Genomic DNA, 25,860 nt, shown 5'->3' with positions numbered 1-25,860 from the left:
GGCGAGGGCGAGGAACGGGGTGCCGCCGTGTGCCGTCGGCGCCGTGCGTGTGCCTCCACCATGACAGGCCGAGGGGCCGCCGTCCCCCTGCGGACGGCGGCCCCTCGGGCTCGGACGGGCCCGGCGGTCACATGTGGACGACCTGCGCGGCGGTCGCGTCCTGCCGGGGCACCCCGCGCCGGTAGAGCAGGAAGGCGAGCAGCGCGCCGGCGGCGAAGAAGCCCGCGGACCACCAGAAGGCGGTGGTGTAGCTCTCGATCGTCGCCTGTGCCCGTACCAGCTTGCTGGTGGCGTCCCGGCCGGACAGGTAGTCGGTGGCGGCGCTCGCGGCGAGGGTGTTCAGCAGGGCCGTACCGATCGAACCGCCCACCTGCTGCATGGCGTTGACGGTCGCGGAGGCCACGCCCGCGTCCTCGGCGGCGACCCCGCCGGTGGCCAGCTGCATGGCCGGCGGCATGACCAGACCGAGGCCCACGCCGATCACGATCAGCTGCGGCAGCACCGCGCCCAGGTAGTGCGAGCCGAGGCCGATGCCGGTCAGCCAGGCCATGCCGGCCGTGGCGACGGCGAAGCCCAGCGGGATGACCGCCTTCGGGCCGATCCTGGGCAGCAGGAGCGTGGTGCCCACCTGCGCGGTCACCATCAGCGCGCCGACCATCGGCAGGAACGCCACACCGGTCTTCGTCGGGCTGAAGCTGAGGTTGAGCTGCAGGTAGTAGGTCAGGAAGAGGAACACGCCGAACATGCCCGCGCCGGTGATCAGCACCGCGAGGAAGGAGGCCGCGCGGTCGCGGTCGAGCAGGATGCGCAGCGGCAGCAGCGGGTGCGCGGCGCGGGTCTGCCACCACGCGAAGGCCGTCAGGAGCACACCGCCCGCTATCAGGAAGCCCCAGGTCAGCGGCGAGCCCCAGCGGTGGGTCTCGGCGTTGGAGAAGCCGTAGACGAGGGAGAACAGACCGGCGGCCACCAGCACCGTGCCCGGCACGTCCAGCTTGGCGTTCTCCGCGTCGCGGTGGTTGCCCAGCAGGATCCAGCCGCCCGCGAAGGCGACGACCGCGATGGCCACGTTCACGTACAGGGTCCAGCGCCAGTCCAGCGCGTCGGTCAGCACTCCGCCGAGCAGCAGGCCCACCGCGCCGCCGGCACCGGCGATCGCGCCGTACACGCTGAAGGCCCGGGCCCGTTCCCGGGCGTCGGTGAACGTGGTGTTGAGCAGCGACAGGGCCGCGGGCGCGAGCAGCGCGCCGAAGGCACCCTGCAGGGCGCGGGCGGCGACCAGCATGGTGAAGCAGTTCGCGGCGCCGCCGAGCGCGGAGGCCGCGGCGAAGCCGACGACGCCGGCGAGGAAGGCGGGCTTGCGGCCGAACAGGTCGGCGATCCTGCCGCCGAGCAGCAGAAGGGAGGCGAAGGCGAGGGCGTACGCCGTCACGATCCACTGCCGGTTGCCGTCGGAGAACCCGAGGTCGCTCTGGGCGGACGGCAGGGCGATGTTCACGATCGTGGCGTCGAGCACGACCATCAGCTGGGCGATGGCGATGACCGCGAGGATCCACCACCGCCTCGGCGAGGCCGCGCCGTGTTCGAGCGCGGCGGCTTTGGCTCGGGAGCCGTCGGCCAGGGTCTTCTGGGGCATGAGGAACCACTCCAGGGAAGGCGTCCACCGGGTCGTAGAACGAAACTGTTTCGTACACAACGAGCGTAGGGCACTCTCAGCGAAACGGCAACGTTTCGCTGGGTCCGGACGGTGGAACCGCAGCCTGGACACCCTCGTCCGGCGCCTCGGCGAGACGCCGGACACCACCGCACCCCCGAAGGACTGAAACACCATGCCCGTCGACGTCACCGGCACCTTCCTGACCCTGGACGACGGCCGTCCCGCCGTACGGTTCAGCCGCGCCTACGACCACCCCGTGGACCGCGTCTGGCGGTTCGTCACCGATCCCGGTGAACTGGCCCAGTGGTTCCCCTCACGCGCCGAGATGGAGCTGCGTCCCGGCGGCACCGTCCGTTTCAGCGGCGACCCCAACATGCCCGAGTCCACCGGCCAGGTGATCGCCGTGGACCCGCCCCGGCACCTGTCCTTCGAGTGGGGCGGCGACGAACTCCGCTTCGATCTGGAAGCCGTCGGCGCCCAGCGCACCCGGTTCACGCTGACCAACGTCCTCGGCGCCACGGACACCGCCGCCCGCAACGGCGCCGGCTGGGAGGTGTGCCTCGCGGCCCTCGACGCCAGGAACCGCGGCGAGCGCTTCGAGGGCCCGCACGCCGGGCCCAGCACCACCTGGAAGGAGTTCTACGACGCCTACGTCGGCGCCGGAGTGCCCTCCGGCGCCCCCGTGCCCGGCCTGGACTGACCCGCGCCGCGGCGCACGGCACGGCATCCGCGGCGAGAGCCCTGGGGCGTTCGGCGGGGTCCCGCCGTGCGCGTTGTTTCAGTGTGTGGCGCCCTGGATACACCGCGAGGGTTCGGCCCCGGAGCTCGCGAGCCCGTGCACACACGTCGCAGTGAGGTCGTCACCATGTCCCATGCCCCGCCCCCCGCAGGACCGTCGAACCGCACCGGGCCGGTCGCGACCTCCGTCCCCGAGGCGGGTCCCGCTCTCGGAACCGGCGGCCGGGCCGGCCGGGGCCGCACCGCCCTGGTGACCGGTGCGTCCTCGGGCATCGGCGCCGTCGTCACCCGCCGGCTGGCCGCCGAGGGAGGCTGGCGGCTGGTCCTGAACGGACGCGACGCCACACGTCTCAAGCAGGTGGCCGCCCAGGTCGACGGCCTGGCCCTGCCGGCGGACCTGACCCGGCCGGGCGCCGGCCGCCTGCTCACCGACCTCGTCCTGGACCATGCGGGCCACCTCGACCTGCTGGTGGCGAGCGCCGGCGTGGGCTGGGCCGGCGACTTCACCGGTATGCCCCACGCCCGCATCGACGACATCGTCGGCGTCGACCTGCTGGCCACGCTGCACCTCGTGCGCGCCCTGCTGCCCCACATGGTCGCGGCCGGCTCGGGCCGCATCGTGCTCATCGGGTCCGTCGCGGGCAGCCTCGGCGTACGCGGCGAGGCCGTGTACTCCGCCGCGAAGGCCGCGCTGGCCGCCTTCGCCGACGCGCTGCGCTACGAGCTGCGCCGTACCGGGGTGGGCGTGACCCATGTGATCCCCGGTGCGGTCGCGACACCCTTCTTCGAGCGGCGGGGCACCCCCTACACCAGGACGTGGCCCCGGCCGGTTTCACCCGAACGGGTGGCGGACGCCGTCTGGAGTGCCGTCCTGCACGGCACCGACGAGGTGTACGTCCCCGGCTGGCTGCGCTTCCCCGCCCGGGTGCGCGGCGTCACCCCCGGGCTCTACCGGCGGCTCGCCGCCCGCTTCGGATGAACGGTCATGACCGCCGTCACCGTGCTGCTCGCCCTGCTCGCGGCGCTCTCCAACGCGTCCGCCTCGGTGCTGCAGCGTCGGGCCGCGGTGCAGGAAGCCGACGAGGGCAGCGGAGCGCGGGCCGCCCTGCGCCGGCTCACCCATCTGCTGCGACGCCCGAACTGGCTGGCGGGCACCGGGCTGCTGGCGCTGTCCAGCGTGTTGCAGGGCGGGGCGCTGGCCACCGGCAGCCTGTCCCTCGTCCAGCCCCTGCTCGCCGCCGAGCTGCTGTTCACCCTGGTCGTGGGCAGTGTCGTCTTCCGGCGCCCACCGGACCCGCGGACCTGGCTGGCGTTCGCCGCCCTCGCCGTCGGGCTGGCCCTCTTCCTCGTGGCGGCGTCGCCGTCCGCGGGGCGGCCCACGGCGTCGCCCGGCTCCTGGCTGGTGGGCGGCTGCGGGGCGCTCGGTGCGGTGGTGCTGCTGGTCGCGGTCGCCCGTCCGACGAGGGGCGCCGCCCGGGCCGCGCTGCTCGGGCTCGCCTCTGCCGTGTCCTTCGCGACCACCGCCGCCCTGCTCAAGGAGGCCGTGGGGCGGCTCGGCCAGGGGCCGGGCGCGATGTTCGGCCACTGGGCGCTGTACGCCACCGGAGCCGTCGGGCTCATCGCGTTCCTGCTGCTGCAGAGCGCGCTGAGCGCCGGTTCCCTGACGGCGTCCCAGCCCGCCCTCACCCTCGGCGACGCGATCACCAGCGTCATCCTCGGCTGGGTGCTGTTCGACGAGGTGATCCATCTCGGGCTGCTCGTGATCCCGGAAGTGATCGGCATCGGACTGATCGGGGCGGGCAGCCTGGGTCTCGCCGGCTCGTCGGCCGAGGGCCAGGAGTGGGACACGCACGCGCGCGACGGCCGGGACGGCAGGGCAGGCCACTCGAACCGGGTACACCGTTAGAACGCCGTCGTCAGCAGACGGAGCTCCACCACGAGGAAGGCGGTTCGGCGATGACCCTGATGTCCGGCCGTCCGTGGCGGAAAGCGGCCCTCCTGCTGCCGGTCGGCGTCGCGGCCGCGCACATCGGACCGGCGGCCACCTGGCTTCCGGGCGTGCGGCTGCTGATGTTCCCCGGGCTGTCCGGCACCGGCCGCCGCGGGCACGTCGCGCTGACCTTCGACGACGGTCCGGACCCGCGGTCCACGCCGCACTTCCTCGACGCGCTGGACCACCTCGGCGTGCGGGCGACCTTCTTCGTGCTCGGCGAGAGCGTGGTGCGCCATCCCGCGCTGGCCCGCGCCACCGCCCGGCAGGGCCACGAACTCGCGGTGCACGGCTGGACGCACGACCGTCCCTGGTGGCCCGCCCCCGGCCGGGACGCCGAGCAGGTCGCGCGGACCGTCCGTGCGGTGCAGGACGTCTCCGGCCACCGGCCGCAGTGGTACCGGCCGCCCTACGGGATCCTCACCTCCGGACGCTGGCTGGCCGCACGGCGGGCCGGGCTGCGGCCGGTGCTGTGGTCGGCCTGGGGCAGGGACTGGACGGCCGACGCCACCCCGGCGTCCGTGCGGGCCCGGGTCGCGGCGGACCTGCGCGGCGGCGGCACCGTCCTGCTGCACGACTCCGACCGCCTCGCGGCGCCGGACTGCTGGCGCTCCGCCCTCGGCGCGCTGCCCGCCCTCGTCGAGGGCTGCCGAGAGGCAGGACTGACGGTCGGGCCACTCCGCGACCATCGCCCCGTCACGGCCGGTGTCACCTCCGCGCCGACGCCCTGCGGCTGACGGCTGGCAGGCGCCCGTGCCATGGGCGCGACACCAACCGTGACGAGGCGACCATGTCACCGCGCGCGTCACAGCCCCGTCACGTACGCCATCGGATCGCCCCGGAACAGGGCGTGCCCCCGGGCCACCCGTTCCGCTCGGGTCCGGTCGTTGTCGGTGAGTCTGCCGAGGGCCGTCAGCAACGTGGGGCCGTCCGGGGCCAGTTCCGAGACGCCGAGGGCGGCCATCTCGCGGACCCCGTCCAGCCCGTGGCCGGGCAGTGGCCGGTAGCCGATCACGGGCAGCCCGGCGGCGAGGGCCTGTACGGCGGTCTGGCCGGCCGCGTTGTCCACCAGGGCGTACGCGGCGGACAGCAGTCCGGGCATGTCGTCCACCCAGTCCAGGGCGAACACCCCCGGCACCCGGGCCACCCGCTCCCGCAGCCGTGCGTTGCGCCCGCACAGCACCACCGGCAGATACCCGGCCCCGCTCAGCAGCCGGACGGTGGCATCGGCTCGGGACGCCGCCCCCCAGGCGCCGGCGGACAGCAGGACCGGCGGCCGGCCGGGCGCCCGCCCCCGGAAGCGCTCGCGCCACCGGGCGGCACCGGGCGCCGGCGCACGGAACCGCGGCGCGACCACCGGGCCGGTCGTCACCGCGGGCCTGCCCACTGCCCGGCGCACCTCGGCCGCCGCCCTGTCGGTGAGGCACAGGTACTGGTCGTTGCCGGGATGCAGCCACTGCCGGTGCACCGCGAAGTCGACGAGGAAGACGGCGCTCGGGATCCGCAGCAGGCCCCGGCCCCTGAGATGACCGGTGAGCTGCGCGGCCAGGTGGAACACGGACACCACCACGTCGGCGTCCAGCCGCCGCACGAGGTCCGTCAGCCGGTCCCCGGCGAGCCGGGCCAGCGGCACCCCGCTCGGGCGCGGCCCTCCGCCGCCGCGCAGGAACACGCCGTAGACACCGGCGTACGCCCAGGGAAAGTGCCGTACGGACGCCTGGTACGAGCGGCGCAGCCCGTCCCCCAGGCCGTACGGCAGCAGCCGCAGGACGTCGGCCACGTGCGGCTCGTGTCCGTACGCCGCGGCCCGGCGCGCCAGCTCGGCGGCCACGGTGTCGTGACCGGCCCCCATGCTCGCGCTCAGGATCAGCGGACGCCGCCGGACGCTCGGCATGGCTTGTTCCGCGGAGGGCACCTCGGCAGGAGTACGCACGGGTCCCGATTCTCCGGTGCGCCGCGCCCGCAAACCGCACACTCCGCCGCCGTGTCACAAAGGCGCGGGAACGCGACACGGCACCGGTGTGAGTTGCCCCGGCCGCGCAGGGGTGGATGAATCGGCACAGGACAGCGTGTGGGCGGCGAGCACGGGAGGAGCCGTGAGGCGGTTGCGGCGCGGCCTGCACCGCGCTTGGGAGTGGCTCAGGGTCGGGGCCCTGTTCCAACACGGCGGTGAGCTGGAACTGATGCACCGGGCCATGGGGTTCGCCACCCTGGCGCTGGTGACGCTGGCGCCGCTGCTGATCGTCGTCGCTGCCGCCGACCCCCTGGTGCGGGGCGGTTTCGCCTCCTGGCTCACCGACGGGATGGGCCTGTCCGGCCGGTCCGCCCACGTGATCACCGACGTCGTCAGCCCCCCGCGCAACGTCATCGGCACGACCAGCGTCTGGGGCGGTGTCCTGCTGGCCGTCTTCGGCGTGTCCTTCGGCGGCAGCGTGCAGAACGCCTACGAACGGATCTGGGGCCTCGCCTCCGGGCCCTGGCACCGGGTCTGGCGGCAGGCGACCTGGCTGGTCGCGCTCACCGCCTACCTCTACCAGGAGGTGGCGACCAAGAACGCGCTGCACGGCGGCCAGCGGATCGCACTGTCCACGGCGAGCGGCATCCTCTTCTTCTGGTGGGGGCAGCGCTTCCTGCTGGGCGGGCAGATCCACTGGCGCTCGCTGCTGCCGGGCGCGCTCGCCACCGTCCTCGGCCTGGCCGGCCTGAGGGCCTTCTCCTACCTCGTCTTCACCCCGCTCATCGTCACCAACGCGCTCAGCTACGGCGCCGTCGGGACGGTGCTCGTGGTGGAGTCCTGGCTCATCGGCGTCGGCTTCGTCATCTACGGCGGTGCCCTGTTCGGCCGCTGGTTCTGTGAACACCACTGGATGCCGCACCACGAGGAGCACCCGGAGGACGGCGAGGAGTCCGGTTAGGCCAGCTGCCGGCGCACCAGCTCGTGCAGGCGGCCGCTGGTGTCGGCGAGCAGTTCGGCCGGCGTGCCGTGCTGGACGACCTTTCCGTCCTCCATCACGATCACCCGGTCGGCGTCCAGGACCGTCGACAGCCGGTGCGCGATGACGACCCGGGTGGCGTTCAGTTTGCGGGTGCTGTCGATGACGATGCGCTGCGTGTCGTTGTCCAGGGCACTGGTGGCCTCGTCGAAGAACAGGATGCGCGGGCGCCGGATCAGGGCCTGGGCGATCATCAGGCGCTGCCGCTGCCCGCCGGAGATCGCCCCGTTGCCCGCCACGATCGTGTGCAGGCCCATCGGCATCCGCTTGATGTCCTCCGCGAGCCCGGCCATCTCGGCCGCGGCCATCGCCTCCTCCGGCGTGTACGGCTCGGTGCCGCAGATGACGTCCAGGATGGAACCGGTGAACGGCTGCGCGTGCTGGAGCACCACCCCGCACTGGCGGCGCACCGCCGACTGGTCGAGCGCCGCGAGGTCCTGGCCGTCGTACAGGACGCTGCCGGAGACCGGCTTGTCGAAGCCGATCAGCAGCCGCAGCAGCGTGGACTTGCCGCAGCCGCTCGGGCCGACGACCGCGACGAACTCTCCGGGCCGGACGGCGAAGGACACGTCGTCCAGGACCAGCGGGCCGTCGTCGGCGTACCGGAAGGACAGCCGGCGGGCCTCGATCGCGCCGGACAGCGGACCCGGCCGGGTGCTCGACGTGCGCACCTCGGGGGTCGCCTCGAAGACCGGCTTGATCTCCTCGAAGAGCGGCAGCGCGGCGACCGCCGACACGAAGGATCCGGTCAGCTGGGTGACCGAGGTCAGCACCATGGTCACCGAGGTGTTGAAGGTGAGGAAGTCCGCCGCCGACATCGCGCCCCTGGCCGGGCCCGCCAGCAGCATGAACATCAGCAGCGTGCACACCGGCAGATAGATCCCGCCGAGCACGGTGGTGAGGTTCTTGATCCGGCCGACCTTCTGCTGCAGCTCCCGGCTGCGCGCGAACTCCCGCGCCCAGGCCGCGTAGGCGTAGTTCTCGGCCGCGGCCACCCGCAGCTTGGGCAGACCCCGCAGGGTCTGGAAGGCCTGGTTGTTCAGCTTGTTGCCGAGCACCGTCAGCTTGCGCTGCCAGCGCACCTGCCACAGCCCGAGCCCCAGGAACACGGCCGCGATGACGACGAGCATGCCGATCGCCGCCAGGGCCATCGACGGGCTGTACCAGAACAGCAGGCCCAGGTTCATCGCGCCGACGGTCACCGACTGCGCGACCACCGGGCCGACACCCGCCAGCAGCCGGCGCATCGCGCTGATGCCCATGGCGGCGCTGGCGAGTTCACCGGTGGAGCGCTGGGTGAAGAACCGGGTGGGCAGCCGGAGCAGCCGGTCCCAGACGGCCGGCTGCAGCGCCGCCTCGATCCGGCCCTCCAGGCGCAGGATGGACAGGTTCTCCAGCAGCGTGAACGCCGCCGCCACCACCCCGCTCACCATCACGGCCAGGCACACCTGGACGATCAGGCCCTGCTGCGCCCGCGGCACGTACTCGCCGAGCACCTTGCCCGTCGCGACCGGCACCAGCGCGCCGATCGCCACCGTCACCAGCCCTGCCAGCAGCAGGGCGAGCAGATCGCCCCGGGTGCCGCGCAGGCTGAACCGCAGCAGACCGAACGGCGTCAGCGCCTTGTCGGGCAGCGGCCGGTAGAACATCACCGCGCGCGGCTCGAACTCCTCCGCGTTCGCCTTCTCGATCGGGGTCTCGCGGCCTGTGCCGGGGTGGACGGCTACATACCCGCCGCGCCGCCACAGCAGCGCGACCGGCGCCCCGGACAGCGCCCGGTGACCGACCAGCGGGCCCACGTTCTCCCGCCACCAGTGCCCCTGCAGCCGTACGGCCCGGGTGCGCACCCGGGAGGCGAGCGCCACCCGTTCGACGGGGTCGAGGCGTTCGCTCTCGGTGCCGGTCTGCGCGGGCTCGGCGAGCGTGATCCCGGCCGCCTCGGCGACCAGCTTGCAGGCGGCGTAGCCGGCGTCGGCGTCGGCGGCCGTCGTGCGGCGGGCCGAGCGCTTGCCGATGGACGCCAGCAGCGTCTGGTCGGCCTGGGCGCGCACGGCCTCACCGGCCTTGATGCCGGCGGCCGTGCGGGTCTCGTGGGTGCGCTCCAGCTGCTCGATCCACCGGTCCAGCGCGGTCAGCAGCCGGTACTGCTGGTCGACCATGGACTGCCACAGCGCCGGGTCCATCAGCAGGTCGGCGGCGGCCTCCGCGCCGTACAGCGAGCCGTACTGGACGCTGCCCGGCGGCACCTGCATCCAGAACACGTCGTCGTCCGTGGGAGTGGCGGTCCGCTCCTCGGCCATCGGCGCCTGGAACAGGACGGACAGGCCACGGCCGACGCCGAGCGCGACCGCGTACTCCAGCGGGCTGGTGGCGGGCGGCACGTACTGCGGGTTGCCGTACTCGTCGTACGACCAGGTCTGGGTGTGGGCGGGCTGGTACAGCTCGCGCAGGTTGACGCGGTGGACGACGCAGTCGCGCACCGGGCGGGCCACCAGGGTGTGCTGGGGGCCGGCGACCGGGCCGAGCAGCAGCGCGCCCGCCTCCAGCCGGCCCAGGTGGTGCCAGTGGCCCTGCTGGACGGCGTCCACCGCGAACAGGTCCAGCGCTCCGGCCGCGACCAGCCACAGCACCTGCGGGCCCTCGAGGTCCAGGCGGTTGGAACCGGCGCAGTCGATGCGGCTGCCCATGGACCCCAGCGCACCGAGGACGAGGTCGCCTTCGTACCCCTCCTGAACGGCTGTCATCTCATCGCTCCCTGACCAGCGCGGCGTACGCGCCGCCGTGCGCCACCAGTTCCTCGTGCCGCCCGCGCTCGACGACCGTGCCGTGCTGGAGGACGACGATCTCGTCGCTGTCGCGGACCGTGCTGAGCCGGTGCGCGATCACCACACAGGCGCAGCCGCGCCGGCGCAGGTTGTCCATCACCACCAGTTCGGTCTCCGCGTCCAGCGCGCTGGTCACCTCGTCCAGGACGAGGATGCTCGGCCTGCGGACCAGGGCCCGGGCGATCTCGAGCCGCTGGCGCTGACCGCCGGAGAAGTTGTGGCCGTCCTGTTCGACCCTGCTGTGGATGCCGCCCGGGCGGCGCATCACCACGTCGTACAGCGCCGCGTCCTTCAGTGCCTCCACCACGGCCTCGTCCGGGATCGACGGGTCCCACAGGGCGATGTTGTCGCGCACCGAGCCCTCGAAGAGGAACACGTCCTGGTCGACGAAGGAGACGGAGGAGGCGAGCGCGCCGCGCGGGATGTCCTCCAGCCGGCGGCCGTCGATGCGGATCACCCCGTCCCACGGCGCGTACAGGCCCGAGATCAGCCGGGACACCGTGGACTTGCCGCTGCCGGAGCCGCCGACCAGCGCCACCTGCTGCCCGGGGCCCACGGTCAGGTCGAACCCGGTCAGCAGCGGCTGGTCCAGCGGGCTGTAGCCGAAGGTGACGTTCTCCAGCTCGACGTGCCCGTGCAGCCGGCGCGTCGAATCGGCGCCGCCCGGGCGGGCGTACAGCGGGTCGGCCTGGAAGTTCTCCACGTCCTTCAGCCGGGCCACGTCGGCCGCGAAGTCCTGGATGCGGCCCGCGACGCCGTTGAGCCGGGTCAGCGGGGCGGTGAACCGGGTGACCAGTGCCTGGAAGGCGACCAGCAGACCGACCGAGATGTGCCCCTCGACCGCGCGCAGACCGCCGATCCACAGGATCAGCGCGCTGTTGAAGGTGGCGAGGGTGGGGGCGACCACACCCAGCCAGGCGCTCGGCACCCCGAGCCGCTGCTGCTCCTCCAGGGTGGTGGCGTGCTGTCCGGCCCACTTGCGGAAGTAGCCGTCCTCGCCGCCGGTCGCCTTCATCGTCTCGATCAGCTGGAGACCCGTGTACGAGGTGTTGGTGAGCCGTGCCGTGTCCGCGCGCAGCTTCGCCGTACGGGTCGCGCGCAGCCGTACCACCAGCCGCATGGCGACCACGTTGAACAGGGCCACGCCGATGCCGACGAACGTCAGCTGCGGGTCGTAGGTGTAGAGGAGCGCCGCGTACAGGACCACGACGATCGCGTCCACGCCCGCCGCCGCGAGGTCGCGGGCCAGGGTCTCGGCGACCTGGTCGTTGGACTGCAGCCGCTGCACCAGGTCGGCGGGCGAGCGCTGGGCGAAGAACGTCACCGGCAGCCGCAGCAGATGGCGCAGGAAGCGGGCGCTGGAGAGGGTGGAGGAGATGATCCGGCCGTGCAGCAGGTTGGCCTGCTGCAGCCAGGTCAGCACCAGGGTGAGCAGGACACAGGCCGCCATCGAGGCGAACAGCACGCCCAGCAGGGAGGTCCGGCCGCCGATGAGGAACGTGTCGATGTAGGTGCGGCTGAGCGCGGGCACCGCGGCGCCTACCGCGACCAGCAGCAGGCTGGCCAGGACGGCGGCGGGCAGGGTGCCGGCGGTGCCGCGCAGCCGGGCCGGCATCGCGCCGAGCACCCCGGGCCTGCGGCCGCCCTTGGTGAAGGACTCGCCCGGCTCCAGGACCAGCACCACACCGGTGAAGCTGCCGTCGAACTCCTCCATCGGCACGAACCGGCGGCCCTTGGCGGGGTCGTTGATGTACACGCCCCGGCGGCCGAAGCGGCGGCCCATGCCGTCGAAGACGACGTAGTGGTTGAACTCCCAGAAGAGGATGGCCGGCGCCCGTACCTCGGCGAGGGCGGCCAGGTCCATCTGCATGCCCTTGGCGGTCAGGCCGTAACTGCGGGCCGCCTTCAGCAGGTTGGAGGCGCGGGAGCCGTCACGGGAGACGCCGCAGGCAATGCGCAGCTCCTCCAGCGGGATGTGCCGGCCGTAGTGTGCGAGGACCATCGCCAGGGAGGCGGCGCCGCACTCGACGGCCTCCATCTGGAGCACGGTGGGCGTACGGACGGTGCCGCCACGGGGCTTGGGGACCGGCCGCTTGGCCGGGGCGGCGCGTCTGCGGCCGCGGGTTTCCTGGGCGGCGGTCACGGGAGGAGCCAATCGACGGGATGCTGGTCGGCCAGCTTGATCGAACCGGAGGCGAGTGTCATGGAGTCGAGCCGGAACGGCGGCCCGTCGGTGGTCGACCAGCGGTAACCGCTCTTCGTGCGCCGCGACGTGTCGAGCGTGACCAGGACGGCCACCGGGCGGCCCTTCCGGGTGAACTGCTCGCCCAGCTGGCTGTCGCCGAGGAACGCGGCGATCGACTGGGCGGACTGCGCGGCGCGGTCCACCGACTTCACATGCCCGCGCAGCACGCCGTACGTCTGGGTCGGTACCGAGGAGACGGTGAGGTCGACGGAGGCGTGTGCCGGGATGGCGGCGGCGTTCTCGGCGGGCACGTACACGGTTGCGTACAGCGGGTCGGAGGCGTGGGCGACCTTCTCCACGGCGGCCACGTCGGTGCCCGTCTGGATGATCTGCCCGATGGTGGCGGCGAGCGTGGTGACGCGGCCCGCGGCGACCGTGCGGACCACGGAATCGCCCTGAGTGGTACGGACCTTGAGCACGGGAGCGCCCGCGGGGAGCCGTTCGCCCTGTTTGGCGAGGACGGCCGTCACCTGGCCGGACACCGGGCTCTGCAGCAGATAGCTGCCCTGCCCGTGGGTGAGGATGGCCGGTGCGCCGACGGTGGAGGCGACCGAACCGGTCACGGCCCAGACGGAGGCGGCGGCCATGACGACGACGGTGACCCCCAGGGCGAGCCAGCCCTGCGGGCGGGCCAGCCGCACCGGAAGGTCCAGCTCCTCCGGCGACTGGAGCTTGGCGAGGGCCTGTTGGCGGAACTGCACGGGACTTCCCTCACCTGTGGGAGAGACGCTGGTGTTTCAGGGCATCCGAGAGTCCCGGAGCCGAGGGACGGCTCCGGGACTTCCGATGCAGCGGGGTGCGATCAGAGACCGGCGACCAGGTCGGTGACCGGCTGGACGTTCAGGCCGGTGACACCCTCGACGGTGCCGATGGCGGTGTTGACCGTGCTGGAAACCGGGGCGATGCCGTTCACGGCGCCGGTCACGCTGTTGAGGGCGTTCACGGACAGACCGCCGGAGACGTTGTCCAGCTCGGCGTCCGAGATCTCGACGGTCTCAACCTGGGGGGTGGAGTTCATGGTGGAACTTCCCTTCCTGATGGATATTTCACAAGGGGGAGAGCGGCCCCCTCTGGGGACAGACGGACGGCCGCGACCGCGGGCGCCGGGCCCCCGTCTCCGGGAGCCCGCCGCGACCCCCGCGGTGCGATGGATCAAAGCACGCAGGCAGCGCGCGCTTCCAATCAACCAGTGCTCTCACCTGGGCACTTGACGCGCGGAAGGGTGCATCCGTGCAGGCGTGCGCACGCCACGTCGGCGACTCCTTCACATGTGGCACGGCATCGGCGCATCGGGCCTCTTGCCCACCGGACGGCGAATCCGGCACTCCGCGCCAAAGGAGTGCGAGGGGGCGCGCGATTGTGCAGATCCCTGGCCGTCAGTGACTTGGTTGAGTATTCAATGTGTAGATTCCCTGAAGCTGGGATTCCGCATCGCGTCCGGAACGGAACGTTACTGATCGGTAGCGGACCGTGTCAGCCCAGAATCGCGTACACGGTGCTGGCCCGGGCCGCGAGCGCCCCCGACTCGGCCTCGCTCAGCGCGATGTCCGCGAACGCCATCCGGCGGCCCAGCTTGGTCAGCACCGCTTCGATCCGGACATCCGAACCGTTCACCGCCCGCTGGAACGACGTCGACTGCTGAACCGTCGTCATCGGCACGAAGCCGCCGCGCGCGGCGGACACCGCGATCACTGTCGCAGTGTCGGCCGCCGCCATCAGCGCCTGCCCCGACAGGCCGCCGCCCTCCCGGGCCAGCCGCTCGGACCAGGGCAGTCGCAGCACCGCGCGGTCCTCGCCCACCGTCTCGACGGTCAGCCCGAGATCGAGCACCCACGGGGCGAAGTTGGCGGAGAGGATCTTGTCGGCTTCGGCGGGGGTCATCGTCATATGGGGGATTGTTCCCGGCCGCCTGCCCCGACACGCGGAGCATGGCCGATTCGCCGGTCCGCTACGGCCGTTGGGAAACGGAATTGAACACACCGCGCGGCCGGTGCGTACCTACGGCCATCCAGGCGCCCCGATACGAACTGCCCGTCAGCGGCAGACCCCCGTCCCCAGGAGGTCGAGAAGTTTGAGTCACAAGCGAATGCCCAAGCGCAAAGCCGCGATAGCGGTGGGCGGTGTCGCGGCGCTCGGAGCAGCGGCCCTTCTGCTGCCCCACGCCAACGCCTCGCAGAACACGGACCAGGCGTCGGGCGCCACCGGCAGCGCGAAGACCCTCAAGGCCACGCAGGCGTCCGGCCTCGCCGCCCAACTGCAGAAGATCCTCGGGGACGCCGTCGCCGGGTCGTACTTCGACAGCGGCAAGCAGCAACTCGTCGTCAACGTGGTCAACGGCGACAAGAACGTGATCGCGCAGGTGAAGAAGGCGGGCGCGGTCGCGCGCCAGGTGGACAACAGCACCCGCGCCCTCAAGGCCGCCGCCGCGACGCTGAAGACCAGGGCGACGATCCCCGGCACCTCCTGGGCCGTGGACCCGCGTACCAACAAGGTCCTGGTCACCGCCGACTCCACGGTGACCGGCGCCAAGTGGAACAGACTGCAGTCGACGGTGCAGAGCCTCGGTTCCGGCATGGCCACCCTGAAGAAGTCCGCCGGTACCTTCAAGACCTTCGTCTCCGGCGGCGACGCCATCTTCTCCCAGACCCAGCAGGGTGGCGTCCGCTGCTCCCTCGGCTTCAACGTCACCGCCTCCGACGGCAGCCCCGCCTTCCTGACGGCCGGTCACTGCGGGGTCGCCGCCAAGGACTGGTCCGACTCGCAGAACGGCCAGCCCATCGCCACCGTCGACCAGGCCAAGTTCCCCGGCAACGACTTCTCGCTGGTCAAGTACAACGACGCCAGCACCCAGGCGCCCAGCGAGGTCAACACCGGCAACGGGCAGACCGTGCAGATCACCCAGGCCGCCGACGCCACCGTCGGTGAGACCGTGTTCCGCATGGGCTCCACCACCGGTCTGCACGACGGCCAGGTCACCGGGCTCGACGCCACCGTGAACTTCGCGAGCGAGACCGTCCCGGGCGGCACCGACACCGTCAACGGCCTCATCCAGACCAACGTCTGCGCCGAGGCCGGTGACAGCGGCGGCTCCCTGTTCACCCAGGACGGCGGTGCCGTGGGCCTCACCTCCGGCGGCAGCGGCGACTGCACCAACGGCGGCGAGACCTTCTTCCAGCCGGTCACCGCCGCCCTGCAGGCCACCGGCGCGACCCTCGGCAACGGCGGCAACGCCGGGAACGGCGGCGCCGGCAACAACGGCAACGGCGCGGGTGACCAGTCGGGTGCCGGCGACCAGTCCGGTTCCGCCGACCCGTCGGCCTCGGCGGGTGACCAGTCCGGCGCCGGTGACCAGTCGGGCGCGGGTGACCAGTCCGGCGGTTCCGCCGACCCGTCCGCCTCGGCCGGCGACCAGTCCGGTGCCGGTTCGGGCTCCGGCTCCGCGGACCCGTCCGCCGGTGGTGGCGACCAGTCCGGGGCCGGCTCGGCGAACGACGGGTCCTCCCTCACCAGCACGCGCTGAGCAGCGCCCCGCAGGGGCCGCGAGGAACCGCACACGGGTGACTCCGACTCCCCGCCCGGCCTCACCCGCGGTTCCGGTCGGCGGGGGAACGGTCCGGCCCTCCGGCGGGAGGGCCGGACCGTCATCCGTCGTCGCATGCGCGCAGCAACAGCACCGCCACGTCGTCCACCCGCTCCCGGGCCGCCGCGCTGTGCCGGACGATCTCGTCCGCCAGCTGCTCCAGCGGCCGGCCGCCGGTCTCCGACAGCAGCGCGCCGAGACCGACCAGCGCGTCCTCGATGTCGACGCCGGGCGTCTCCACCAGACCGTCGGTGTACAGCACGAGCACCGAGCCGGGGGCGAGGGACACCTCGGTCGTCGGATACACCGCGGCCGCGTCGATGCCGAGCAGCGGGCCGCCGGCCAGGTCCAGCACCCGCACCCGCCCGTCCGGCCGTCTCAGCAGCGGCGGCGGATGCCCCGCCCGTGCCATCACCGCCTTCCCGCGCGCCGGATCCAGCCGCAGGTACAGACAGCTGGCGAACAGTTCGGTGCCGAGATCGATCAGCAGCCGGTTGGTGCTGCTCATCACCTCGTGCGGCGCCTGTCCGACCGTGGTGTACGCCCGCACCCCCGTGCGGATCTGCCCCATCAGGCCCGCCGCGGTCACGTTGTGCCCCTGGACGTCCCCGATCACCGCCGCCGTCAGCGGCAGCGTCGGCACCAGGTCGTAGAAGTCGCCGCCGATGTCCATGCCGTGGGTGGCGGGCACATAGCGGGCGGCGGCCTCAATACCGGGCGGCGGCGCCAGCGAGCGCGGCAGCAGGGCCTGCTGGAGCCCGTGCGCGAGCCGGTGCTTGGCGTCGTAGAGCAGGGCCCGCTCCAGCGCCTGCGCGATCAGCCCGCCCAGCGACGTCAGCACGGCCCGCTCGTCGGCCGGGAAGACATGCGGCTCGGCGTACGCCAGCACACAGGTGCCCACCGGCCGTCCGGACGCGATCAAAGGCAGATACGCCCAGGCCGCGAAGCCGTCCGGGGTCGAGTACCGATGGGGATACAGCCGCTCCAGCTGCTCCTGGGAGTCGAAGAACGAGGGCACCCCGCTGCTCAGCACGTGGGTGCCCGGGGTCCGCTCGGTGAGCGGCAGTCCGTGCAAGCGCTCCACGGCGTGCGCGTCCGGGTAGCCGCGATGCCCCAGTACGTGCAGCCGCCCGCCCTGCGAGCCGAGGATCACCATCGCCTGGCTGCCGACCGCCGGTGCCACCTCGTCCCAGACCAGCTGCACCACGTCCTGCACCCCGACCGCCTCGGTCAGCGCACCGGCGAGGCTCAGCACCTGGGAGATCGTCACCAGCCGGGACGGCGACGCGCCCGCCCGCGGCGCCCCGTGCGCCATGTCCGCCACCGCCCGGGCCCGGCTGATCCGCACGCTCAGCCCGGTCGTGCTCGGATACATCCGGAACGACAGCCACTCGCCCGGCGGACGCAGCGCCACGAACGACGTCACCTGCTGGCTGATCAGCGCCGCCCGGTAACGGTCCTCGTACATCGGGTCGTTCAGCCACGGCACCGACACCCACGGCAGGGTGCCGAGCAGGTCGGCGGCCGGTCTGCCGAGCAGTTCGCCGGCGGCCGCGTTCACGAACCGGATCCGGCCGTGCAGATCCAGCGACATCAGCCCGTACGGCAGCCGGGACACCATCCGCGCGGCCTCCACCGAGCCCAGCGTGTCGGCCACGCCCGCCACCGGCTCCGCCATCACGTCGGGCTCGTGGGCGAGCGGCCGGTTGTCCTCCTCGGCCCGCTCCAACCGCAGCGCGAGCCGGTCGCAGGCCGCCCACAGATGGTCCCGCTCGCGCTCGGACAGCTTCGGCGCACGCACCCCCGGCCAGGTCACGAACATCGCGCCGTACAGCCGGCGCTCGGTCGCCACGGGCAGCGCGGCCAGCGCGAACGGGTACGGCAGCACCACCGCGATCCGCGGATAGCAGCGGGCCATCTCCTCCTCGCCGCCCACCCACACCAGCCGCCGCTCGCGTGCCGCCTCGGCGACCGGGATCGGCGCGCTGAGCCCGACCCGCTGCCAGGGTGCCGCGAAGGCGCGGGGCATGCCCGCCATCACCGCCATCTCCAGGACCGGCTCGTCGCGCCTGAGCAGGTACACCGCGCCGGAGTGCGCGCAGACCTCCTGCATCAGGGAGACCAGCGCCAGCGACAGCACCGGCTGGGCGGCCGGCACCCCGTCGGCCGCCGGCGCCGGCTCCGGGCCCGGCCCGTCGGACACGCCGACCACCTCCTCGTACGGCCGCGTCGCGCATCCTGGGGACAAGATTCCCTCGCGGGGGCGTCCCGCGCACGGCGAGTACCCCGGGCCATGGGCGTCCCTCGCAGGGACGCCCCGCGCGCGGCGGACAGCGGCCCGAGCCGCGGGCCCGTCGCCGCGGACCTCTCCGGATACCCCGTCCGTCCATACCCATGCCCGTGCGGTTGAAGCGCGGACGGCGTACGGGCGCCCCGCGTGCGCCCCCGCGCACCCTGATGGCCGGATCTCCGCGCCCCTGAACGGTACCGGCGCCCAAGAATGGGCACGCGCTTCCCGTGCCGTGTCCATGGCACGGACGGGGCGGACCGCGAGGGGCACGAGGGCGCGGACCGTGCCGGCACGGGCGACGACGAGGAACGGGCGTAGGACGACCAGCCGAGGGGGCGGGCAGTGATCCGGGTGCTTCTGGTGCACGACGCGTGTCTGGTGCGATCGATCCTGGCGGAATGGCTGCGCCGGGAGCCGGGGCTGGACGTGGACGACACGCCGTGGCAGGGTGCCGCCGCCCGGGTGCGGTCCTTATGCCCGGACGTGTGCGCGGCCGACCTCGACTGTACCGACGGCCAGGGGGTGCCGCCGCTCGGCGACCTGTGCCCGCCGGGCACCGGCGGGCGGCCGCCTGCGCTCGTGGTGCTCGCCCAGGCGAACCGGCCGGGACTGCTGAAGCGGGCCGCCGAGGCGGGCGCGCTCGGCTTCGTCGACAAGGCGGGTTCTCCGGAGCAGCTGGTACGGGCCATCCGGTCCGGTGCCCAGAGGGAACGTTTCGTCGATGCCTCGCTGGGCTTCGGCTTTCTCAAGGCGGCCGAGATGCCACTGACCAGACGCGAGTTGAGTGTGCTGTCCCTGGCGGCTGCCGGCGCATCCATCGCGGAGATCGCCGGCAGCCTGCACCTGTCCCACGGCACGGTCCGCAACTACATGGCGTCGATCACCCGGAAGACCGGGGCGCGCAATCGGATCGACGCGATTCGCATATCGCAGGGGGAGGGGTGGGTGTGAGGGGGGAGGGCGGGTGCGGGGGGACGGGGTGGTCTGACGGGTCCGGCAGCGGCGCCGGACGAGTCGTCCAGCCGCCGGCCAGCTCCCGGTACGGCTCCGAGGTGCGCAGGAGTTCGCCGTGGGTTCCGAAGGCGGTGCGCGCGCCGTCCATGACGAGGATCCGGTCGGCGCGGCGGGCGGAACTGATCCGGTGGGCGACGACGATCAGCGTGCCGCCGGGGCGCGCCGCGAAGGCCTGCTCGGCGCGCGCCTCCGCCGCCGGGTCGAGGTGACAGGTCGCCTCGTCCAGCAGGGCCAGCGGGGCGGGGGAGAGGTAGGCGCGGGCCAGCGCGATCAGTTGCCGTTCCCCCGCGGACAGCTCCGCCGGGGCGACGGTGGCGCCGGGTCCGCCCAGTGCCTCCAGCAGCGGGGTGAGCCCGACCGCGTCGGCGGCCGTGAGGAGTTCCGCCTCCGGCACTGGACCGGTGCGGAAGAGGGCCAGGTTCTCCGCGAGGGTGCCGGTGTGGACGTAGGCCTCCTGCGGGATGAGCACGGTTGCCTGCGGCGCGGGGACGGGGCGGCCGTGGACCCGGATGGTGCCGTGCCGGGGGCGGAGCAGACCGGCTACGAGGCCGGCCAGCGTCGACTTTCCGATGCCGCTGGGGCCTACGACGGCCAGGTGGGCGCCTTCCGGCAGGGTGAGGTCGAGGTCCTCCAGGACCGGTTCGCTCGCGGGGCCGTAGGCGAAGGTGACGGAGGCGAGGGAGAGGGCGGGTGGGGGCTCCGGCCGTCGTGCCGGTTTCCGGTCGGTGTCCTGTGCGCCTCGGGAACCTGCGGTCGTGCGGCGGGTGCCGGCTGTGCGCGGTGGATCGCCCGGTTCCCCGCACCTCTGCGGCGATCGCGCCTCCCGCGGTTGGGAGCCCCGGGTCAGCCTGCGCAGGACGACCGTCAGGCGGGAGCCGCTGGTGCCGAGGGCGTGGACGAGGTTGTGCAGGGCGGGGAGAAGGGACTGGGTGACGTAGGCGAGCGCACCGACCAGGGCCCCCGCGGTGACACCGTGGCCCAGCAGCCAGGGCGCGGTGACCAGCAGCAGTACCGCCGGCAGTTCGCCGCCGACCGCCACGGCGGCCACGCGGACCACGCTCCAGCGGGCCAGAGCACGGGCGGCCCGGAGCTCCGCGTCGGTGCGTTCGCCGAGGGTGCCGGCGACCCGCGCCTCGGCGCCGGCCGCGGTGACGTCCCGCAACCCCGGCAGCGTGGTGCCCAACTCCTGGGCCAGCGCCTCGTCGGCGGTGAGGAACGCCTCCTGCCGGCGGGCCAGCGGCCGGAGTGTCGCGGCGAACAGGGCCACCCCGGCGAGCAGCGGCGGCACGACCACCGCGAGGAGCAGCGGGGCCAGCGAGAGCAGGCCGATCAGGGCGCCGACGGCGGTGAACAGGAACGAACGGGTCACCATCACCACACCGGCGAGCGTGTCCCGGGCGATCTCCACCTGCTGGGTGAGCCCGGACAGCGCACCCGCGTCCCCCTCCCGTACCCCCCGCGCGACCACCCCCGTCACCAGCCGGTCCCGGGCCGGCTCGACCAGCTGGGCCACCACGCCGTACACCCGCCCGGTCCCGTACGCCCCGGCACACACGGCGAGCCCCGCCGCCCCCAGCCACAGCAGACCGGTCCGGGCGTGCCCGGCGAGGAACCCGGCGTCCAGGGCCCGCGCGAGGGCGTATCCCACGACGAAGGTCTGCGCGGCCTCCAGCACGGACCAGGCGCCGAGCCGCACCAGCACCCGCCACCGCTCCCGCAGAAAGCGGTACGCCTGCCCGCGCACGAACACCGGAAGTCCTCCGCCCCGCCCCGGCACCCCGCTCATGCCCGTCACCTCCCGTTTCCGCTCGGTCCCGGCGCGTCCTTCCCCGTGCCGTGCCGGCATCGGCCGCGTGTCCCCGGTCCGGGGTCGCCCGCGGTGGCGGTGCCGCGGGCGTCACTCGGCACGGCGGCCCCGCGCCCCGGTTCCGGGTCGCCGTCGAACACCGCCCGGTACCCCGGGTCCTGCCACAGTTCCCGGTGGGTTCCGACCGCTCTGACCCGGCCGGCGTCGAGCCAGGCCACCCGGTCCGCGCGGGCCGCGGTCGTCGCGCGGTGGGCGATCAGGAGGCGGGTGTGGGACGGGTCGGGGGCCAGCAGGGTCTGGCTGATGCGGTGTTCCGTGACCGTGTCCAGACTGGACAGGGCGTCGTCGAGGATCAGCAGCCGGCCCCCGTGTGCGAAGGCGCGGGCCAGGCCGAGGCGTTGGGACTCGCCGCCGGAGCGGGGCGCGTCGGCGGTCCGGGTGGCGTAGCCGGCCGGGAGGCGTCGTACGAAGTCGTCGGCGTGGGCGCGTCGGGCCGCCGTGCGGACGGCGGACGGCGTGGCGGGCGTGAGGCCGAAGGCGATGGTGTCCTCGATGGTCGTACCCGGCAGAGCGGGGCGCTCGAAGGCGTAGGCGACGGCGCCGCGCAGCTCGGCGTGGGCCAGATCGTGCAGCGGGACGCCGTCGAGGAGGACCTCGCCCGCGTCGGGGTCGGTGAGCCGGCCGGCGATCTGCGCGAGCAGGGACTTGCCGACGCCGGAACGGCCGACGACCGCCAGGGTGGTGCCGCCCGGGACCGTCAGGTCGATGCCGTCCAGGACGGCTCGTCCGCCCCGGAGCGCGGTGACCGCCCGCAGCTCCAGCCGGCCGTTGCCCGGCGGCAGGCGGCGTGTGCCGTGGCCGGGCGCGGGCTCGGCGCGCACCTCGGCGAGCCGGCCGGTCGCCGCGCGGGCCCGGGCGAGCGCGGCCAGCTGCCCGACCAGCGCGCCGACCCCGGTGGCGAGCACCGCGTACCGGGAGGCGGCCAGCACCTCACCCACCGACAGCCGGTGCCGGGCCAGCAGCAGTCCCGCCACGGCCAGCACGCCCAGGTTCAGCAGCGGTGCCACGGTGACCGCCCGCGCGGCGGCCCGCCCCTGCACACGCCACATGCGGTGTCCGGCGCACGACAGTTCGGGCAACGGTGACAGGATCCGGGCGGTCTCACGGTCCTCGGCGCCCGCGGCCCGGATCGTGCGGACGCCGCCGACCGCCTCCGCCAGCGCACCGGCGATCCGGCCCTGCACCTGTTGGTATTCGGCCACGCAGGCCGATGTGTCCCGGGTGAAGGCGCGCAGCAGCAGGGCCAGGACCGGCGCTCCGGCGAGGAACACCGCCGCCAGCCAGGGGTCGATGAGGCCGAGCGCGACCACGGCCCCGACGGGCCCGGCGAGCGCAGCGGCCAGGGCGGCCAGCGCGCCCGGCGCCGTTCCGGCCTGTGCCGCGTTGCCGACCAGCCGCGCCACCAGGTCCCCGGCGCCGAACCGGGCCACCGCACGCGGGCCCAGCGCCAGTACGTGCCCGGTGAGGTGCTGGCGCAGCCATGCGGTGGCCTGCGCGTCGGCCGTGCCGGAGAACACGCCCGCGCAGCCGTCCAGCAGGGCGAGCAGTACAACCGCCCCGGCGCAGCCGGCGACCCAGCGTGCGGCCGGGGCGCGGTCCAGCAGCAGATCCAGGGTGTGGCCCAACAGGGCGGGCAGCAGCAGGCCGGCCGCCGTGGCCGCCGTACTCACCGCGCACAGTGCGGCACAGCGGGCGCCGCCCTGGCGCAGCACCGCGCGCGACAGGGCGCGGCCGGCCGCCGAAGTGGCGCTGTCGGGGCGGGAGTTCATCGGCTGCGGCCTCGCTCGGGTCGGGCGCGGACGGGGAAGGCCCCGGACGGCCCCTCCACGCGGGAGGGCGCCGTCCGGAGCCGTGGACTCACAGGCCCGGTCAGAGGCAGAGCAGAACGCTCGCCGCGGAGACACAGGAGAGCAGGCTCGCGGTGCTCGCGCCGTTGTGGATGAGCTCCTCGGACTCGAGGGTCTGCAGGTCGAGCAGTGCCATGATGTTGTCCTTTCCTGGTTGGGGACGGGGGTTGTGCGTCACGGCTCCGTCGGTGCGGAGCCGCGTGTGCGGGCCGCCGGTGGCGGCGGGAGGAAGGGCAGGTGCGCGCTGCGGGCGTCGTCGCGGGCCGCGGCGAGCGCGAGCAGGCAGCCTGCCGTGCCGGTGGCGAGGTCCATGGAGAGCCGCATCATCTGGTGCCCGGGGAAGGCCAGTTGGCCCTGGTAGTCCATCGCGAACCAGCCGAGCCCGGCGATCTGCTGCTCCAGCCGTTCTCGGGTGACGCCCGGCGCGGTGCTGCGGGCGAGGTGCAGGATCATACCCGCACGACCCTGGAAGAGACCGGGCTGGGCGTAGAAGCGGGAGGTGGCGGCGGTCAGGATGCCGGTCCGGGCGCGCTCGAACTCCGCGCTGTCCGCGTGCGCCAGGTAGTCGTCGAGGACCAGTCCGATGCCCGCGCTGCCGTCGCCGAGGTAGGGCAGCGTGCGCCAGCCCTCGTCCACCTCCAGGCCGCCGCCCGCCTCCTGGGTCACACAGCGGTCCAGGTCGCGGCGGAGTGCCTCGGCCGCCGCGGTCAGGCAGCGCTCGTCGCCCGTCTCCTCGTACCGGCTGAGGAGGAACAGCGCGGGCCCGGTCGCGCCGCGCAGCAGTCCGGCGCGTCGGCGGGGGGTGTCCGGCACCGGTTCGGCGAGTCGCCGTACGAGGATGTCGGCGGCCTCGGCGGCGTGTTGCCGCAGGGCGGACTCGCCGGTGATCTCCGCGAGCCGGCCGAGGACCAGGCCGAGTCCGGCGAGTCCGCCGTGCAGATCGGAGGCGAGGCTGCGCCAGTTCTCCCGCAGGATGCCGTCGATCAGCTCCAACGCCCGCTGCCGGTGGCCGAGTTGGCCGAGCACCAGGGCGACACCCGCGAGGCCGTCGTACAGGCCGAGCGGGGTGCCGGGTGGCGGCGGGGCGGTGCGGGTCAGCAGCCAGCGCTCGCCCTCGTCGTAGCGGCCGGCACCGGAGGCCTGCAGGGCGTACAGCACCCCGGCCGCGCCGTGCGCGAGGCCGAGGCCGCCGCCGTCCGAGAACTGGGCGATGTCACCGGGGAAGAGCCGGTCGTCGCGTTCCGGGGTGGCGGAGGCGAGGATCGCCTTCACCATCGAGTCCCGGCTGTAGGGCCAGTCGCCGGGCACCACCGGCACAGCGGGCCGGACGCGCCGGCCGCCCGCGGTGGCCCGGGTGATCTCGGCGACCGCCTCGTCCAGATAGGCGCGCGGCACGTCCGGGAACTGCTCGGCGATCACCTCGGCGAGATGCGCGGCCTTGCCCCGGTCCACCACGAACAGCGTGGTCACCGGCAGGAACAGGGCGAGCCGCAGGCACGCCAGCGCATAGCGGTCGACATCCGTGCCGCGGCGGTCCGGCGGGGCGAAGAAGCCGGGGTGGGCGACGGTCTGCCGGGCGTTCTCGGCGGCGGGCGCGGCGGCCTCGAAGTCGATGAGGTACACCGACGGTTCGTGCGCGGCCTCTTCGTCCCCGGTCCGCTCGTCCTCGGCCACCATGATGTTGAAGACGTGCAGGTCGTTGAAGACCAGCCCGCGCGCGTGCACGGCCGCCACCGCCCGCTCGACCGCCGCGTTGATCCGCAGCGCCCACGCCGTGTACGCGGCGACCTTCGCCGGGTCGGGGTCGGCGGTGAGCAGCGGATGCCGTTCGGCGAAGAAGGAGTTCAGCGGGCGGCCCGCCAGATGGTCCATGACCAGGAACCGGTGCTCGCCCAGCGTGAACCAGTCCCGTACCTCCGGCACCACACCGGTCCCGGCGACCCGTTCCAGCGCCGCCTTCTCCCGTTCGAGGCGGGCCACGGCGTCTGCACCGTCGGAGGCGAGACCCGCGTGCGGCCGGGCCTCCTTCAGCACCACCCGGCGCCCGTCGCGGGTGTCGGTGCCGGCGTACACCCCGCCGCCGTTGGAGAAGTGCAGCGCCTTCTCGATGCGGTAGGGCAGCTCGCCGACCGTCGTGGTGTTGCGCGCGTCGAGATGCGGCCGCAGGAACTCCGGCAGCGTCACCCACTCGGGCACCTGGAAGGACGGCGCCCGCCGGTCCGGTACCAGCCGGCCCGTGCCGTCGGCCACCGCCGGGACCAGCGAGCCCCGCTCGTCGACGACGTACCGGCGGGCGAAGGCGCCGTAGCGGACGTAGAGGGGGCCGTCGTGCCAGCGCAGGTCGGTCAGGATGTACGGGCCCTCGAAGCCCTTCAGCAGCGCGCCCAGGTCCCGCAGCACCTGCTGCAGCTGCTCCTCGTCCGCCGGGTAGACCGTGACGAACTTGCCGCTGGTGTCGCGGCCCGCGTACTTGGCGTTGCGCAGGTGCAGCAGGTGCGGGCCGGGCACGAACTTGAAGGGGATGCGGCGGGGCACGCAGTAGTCCCACACGATGCCGGCGATCCGTTCCGCGTTCCCGGCGGTCGCCGAGGAGTGGATCTTCCAGCCCTGCGCAGGTGACGGAACCGGGCCGCCGTCGGCGTCCAGCGGGGTCAGCGTCAGCCAGTCGCCGGAGCGCGCCGCGTGCCAGCCCTCCGGGACGGTGCGACGCGCCGTCGCGAACAGGGCCGCCGGCGCCCCGTCCGCTCCCGGGAGCCGGTCGGGCGTGTCGTAGAAGTGCCCGTCGGCGAGCGCGTACACCTCGTACCGCTTGTCCAT

19 protein-coding genes are annotated in these 25,860 nt (G+C 73.7%); 7 read left to right on the top strand and 12 right to left on the bottom strand.

Annotation, left to right across the window (positions count from 1 at the left end):
* Positions 1–127: 127 nt before the first annotated feature.
* Positions 128–1,633: an MFS transporter gene (locus ACZ7HQ_RS13470; RefSeq protein WP_470988162.1), complete on the bottom strand. Its 1,506-nt coding sequence runs from the start codon at positions 1,631–1,633 to the stop codon at positions 128–130.
* Between the two features lie 193 nt (positions 1,634–1,826).
* Between ACZ7HQ_RS13470 and ACZ7HQ_RS13465 the strand changes: the two genes are divergently transcribed.
* The 4 genes from ACZ7HQ_RS13465 (at position 1,827) to ACZ7HQ_RS13450 (ending at position 5,119) form a co-directional block, all read left to right on the top strand.
* Complete coding sequence (locus tag ACZ7HQ_RS13465) at positions 1,827–2,354, top strand: SRPBCC family protein (protein ID WP_470988159.1); 528 nt, start codon at positions 1,827–1,829, stop codon at positions 2,352–2,354.
* Between the two features lie 165 nt (positions 2,355–2,519).
* On the top strand, positions 2,520–3,371 hold the full coding sequence (locus ACZ7HQ_RS13460; RefSeq protein WP_470988157.1) for an SDR family NAD(P)-dependent oxidoreductase: 852 nt from the start codon (positions 2,520–2,522) through the stop codon (positions 3,369–3,371).
* Between the two features lie 6 nt (positions 3,372–3,377).
* The gene (locus ACZ7HQ_RS13455; protein WP_470988154.1) at positions 3,378–4,298 is read left to right on the top strand and encodes a DMT family transporter; all 921 of its coding nucleotides are present in this window, start codon (positions 3,378–3,380) and stop codon (positions 4,296–4,298) included.
* Between the two features lie 50 nt (positions 4,299–4,348).
* Positions 4,349–5,119: a polysaccharide deacetylase family protein gene (locus tag ACZ7HQ_RS13450; RefSeq protein WP_470988152.1), complete on the top strand. Its 771-nt coding sequence runs from the start codon at positions 4,349–4,351 to the stop codon at positions 5,117–5,119.
* 68 nt (positions 5,120–5,187) lie between these two features.
* Here the strand turns inward: ACZ7HQ_RS13450 and ACZ7HQ_RS13445 are convergent, their stop codons facing one another.
* On the bottom strand, positions 5,188–6,276 hold the full coding sequence (locus ACZ7HQ_RS13445; RefSeq protein ID WP_470988977.1) for an MGDG synthase family glycosyltransferase: 1,089 nt from the start codon (positions 6,274–6,276) through the stop codon (positions 5,188–5,190).
* A 202-nt stretch (positions 6,277–6,478) separates the two neighbouring features.
* Here ACZ7HQ_RS13445 and ACZ7HQ_RS13440 point away from each other — a divergent pair, with 202 nt between their 5' ends.
* Positions 6,479–7,297 (top strand): ribonuclease BN, encoded by an 819-nt coding sequence (locus tag ACZ7HQ_RS13440; protein WP_470988150.1) that lies wholly within the window; start codon positions 6,479–6,481, stop codon positions 7,295–7,297.
* Here the strand turns inward: ACZ7HQ_RS13440 and ACZ7HQ_RS13435 are convergent.
* From ACZ7HQ_RS13435 to ACZ7HQ_RS13415, 5 genes are all read right to left on the bottom strand, one after another.
* Positions 7,294–10,119, bottom strand: coding sequence for an NHLP bacteriocin export ABC transporter permease/ATPase subunit (locus ACZ7HQ_RS13435; RefSeq protein WP_470988148.1), 2,826 nt, complete (start codon positions 10,117–10,119; stop codon positions 7,294–7,296). The genes ACZ7HQ_RS13440 and ACZ7HQ_RS13435 overlap by 4 nt on opposite strands.
* 1 nt (position 10,120) lies before the next feature.
* Positions 10,121–12,343, bottom strand: coding sequence for an NHLP family bacteriocin export ABC transporter peptidase/permease/ATPase subunit (locus ACZ7HQ_RS13430; protein ID WP_470988146.1), 2,223 nt, complete (start codon positions 12,341–12,343; stop codon positions 10,121–10,123).
* Positions 12,340–13,146 carry a hypothetical protein gene (locus ACZ7HQ_RS13425; protein ID WP_470988143.1) on the bottom strand — a complete coding sequence of 269 codons (807 nt, stop codon included), beginning with the start codon at positions 13,144–13,146 and terminating at the stop codon, positions 12,340–12,342. The genes ACZ7HQ_RS13430 and ACZ7HQ_RS13425 overlap by 4 nt, the downstream gene beginning before the upstream one ends.
* A gap of 101 nt (positions 13,147–13,247) precedes the next feature.
* Positions 13,248–13,463: a type A2 lantipeptide gene (locus ACZ7HQ_RS13420; protein ID WP_470988140.1), complete on the bottom strand. Its 216-nt coding sequence runs from the start codon at positions 13,461–13,463 to the stop codon at positions 13,248–13,250.
* Positions 13,464–13,918: 455 nt separating this feature from the next.
* Positions 13,919–14,332 carry a PaaI family thioesterase gene (locus ACZ7HQ_RS13415; protein ID WP_470988138.1) on the bottom strand — a complete coding sequence of 138 codons (414 nt, stop codon included), beginning with the start codon at positions 14,330–14,332 and terminating at the stop codon, positions 13,919–13,921.
* A 199-nt stretch (positions 14,333–14,531) separates the two neighbouring features.
* On the opposite strand from ACZ7HQ_RS13415, the gene ACZ7HQ_RS13410 reads away from it, so the two are divergent.
* Positions 14,532–15,965 carry a S1 family peptidase gene (locus ACZ7HQ_RS13410; protein ID WP_470988974.1) on the top strand — a complete coding sequence of 478 codons (1,434 nt, stop codon included), beginning with the start codon at positions 14,532–14,534 and terminating at the stop codon, positions 15,963–15,965.
* A 121-nt stretch (positions 15,966–16,086) separates the two neighbouring features.
* Here the strand turns inward: ACZ7HQ_RS13410 and ACZ7HQ_RS13405 are convergent, their stop codons facing one another.
* Positions 16,087–18,237 carry a SpoIIE family protein phosphatase gene (locus ACZ7HQ_RS13405; RefSeq protein ID WP_470988971.1) on the bottom strand — a complete coding sequence of 717 codons (2,151 nt, stop codon included), beginning with the start codon at positions 18,235–18,237 and terminating at the stop codon, positions 16,087–16,089.
* A gap of 420 nt (positions 18,238–18,657) precedes the next feature.
* Between ACZ7HQ_RS13405 and ACZ7HQ_RS13400 the strand changes: the two genes are divergently transcribed.
* Positions 18,658–19,266 (top strand): response regulator transcription factor, encoded by a 609-nt coding sequence (locus tag ACZ7HQ_RS13400; RefSeq protein ID WP_470988135.1) that lies wholly within the window; start codon positions 18,658–18,660, stop codon positions 19,264–19,266.
* Here the strand turns inward: ACZ7HQ_RS13400 and ACZ7HQ_RS13395 are convergent.
* The 4 genes from ACZ7HQ_RS13395 to lanKC all read right to left on the bottom strand — a co-directional run bounded on the left by ACZ7HQ_RS13395 (position 19,196) and on the right by lanKC (position 25,860).
* Positions 19,196–21,115, bottom strand: a complete 1,920-nt coding sequence (locus ACZ7HQ_RS13395) for an ATP-binding cassette domain-containing protein (RefSeq protein WP_470988133.1) — start codon at positions 21,113–21,115, stop codon at positions 19,196–19,198. The genes ACZ7HQ_RS13400 and ACZ7HQ_RS13395 overlap by 71 nt on opposite strands.
* Before the next feature lie 5 nt (positions 21,116–21,120).
* Positions 21,121–22,965, bottom strand: a complete 1,845-nt coding sequence (locus ACZ7HQ_RS13390; RefSeq protein ID WP_470988130.1) for an ABC transporter ATP-binding protein — start codon at positions 22,963–22,965, stop codon at positions 21,121–21,123.
* 100 nt (positions 22,966–23,065) lie between these two features.
* Positions 23,066–23,179, bottom strand: coding sequence for a SapB/AmfS family lanthipeptide (locus ACZ7HQ_RS13385; protein WP_470988128.1), 114 nt, complete (start codon positions 23,177–23,179; stop codon positions 23,066–23,068).
* 38 nt (positions 23,180–23,217) lie between these two features.
* The gene (lanKC, locus tag ACZ7HQ_RS13380; RefSeq protein WP_470988125.1) at positions 23,218–25,860 is read right to left on the bottom strand and encodes a class III lanthionine synthetase LanKC; all 2,643 of its coding nucleotides are present in this window, start codon (positions 25,858–25,860) and stop codon (positions 23,218–23,220) included.

The organism is Streptomyces sp. NPDC037290, assembly GCF_055603245.1.
The sequence above is the reverse complement of the archived record's forward strand: the minus strand, read 5'-3'. Positions and strand labels throughout refer to the sequence as shown.